Annotated in this window: 2 pseudogenes; one reads left to right on the top strand and one right to left on the bottom strand. The window is 68.4% G+C overall.

Annotation, left to right across the window (positions count from 1 at the left end):
- Nucleotides 1–194, bottom strand: a pseudogene (locus A5651_RS04025) (ATP-dependent DNA ligase); the annotation flags it as partial.
- A gap of 30 nt (nt 195–224) precedes the next feature.
- Here A5651_RS04025 and A5651_RS04020 point away from each other — a divergent pair.
- A pseudogene (locus tag A5651_RS04020) lies at nt 225–512 on the top strand (ATP-dependent DNA ligase); the annotation flags it as partial.

Genomic DNA, 512 nt, shown 5'->3' with positions numbered 1-512 from the left:
GGGAAGTACCGCCCGAGCTCCTTACCGTTGCGCGATTGCACCACGACGTCGTCGCCGTCGCGGAACACCAGCGCCCGGAACCCGTCCCACTTGGGCTCGTAGGACCACACCGCGGCCTCGACGGGCACCTTCGCCTGCGCTTTCGCCAGCATCGGCTCGATCGGCGGCTGCAGGGGGAGCTCCACGCTGCTCATAATGTCATCGCGCCCGACAAGAATGGGGCGATGCGCCTGCCCGTGATGCCGCCGGTGTCGCCGATGCTGTCCAAGTCGGTGTCTGAGATTCCGCCGGGGGCGTCGTACGAGCCGAAGTGGGACGGGTTTCGGTCGATCTGCTTTCGTGACGGGCCCGAGGTCGAGCTGGGCAGCCGCAACGGTAAGGAGCTCGGGCGGTACTTCCCAGAGTTGATCGACGCGCTGCGCGACGAGATCGCGCCGCGCTGCGTCCTCGACGGCGAGGTCGTCGTTCCGCGGGAGATCGGCGGGCGCATCCGGCTGGACTGGGAGTCGCTG

The organism is Mycobacterium sp. 1274761.0 (assembly GCF_001668615.1).
GTDB lineage: Bacteria > Actinomycetota > Actinomycetes > Mycobacteriales > Mycobacteriaceae > Mycobacterium.
This window is presented reverse-complemented; position numbering and strand designations above follow the sequence as displayed.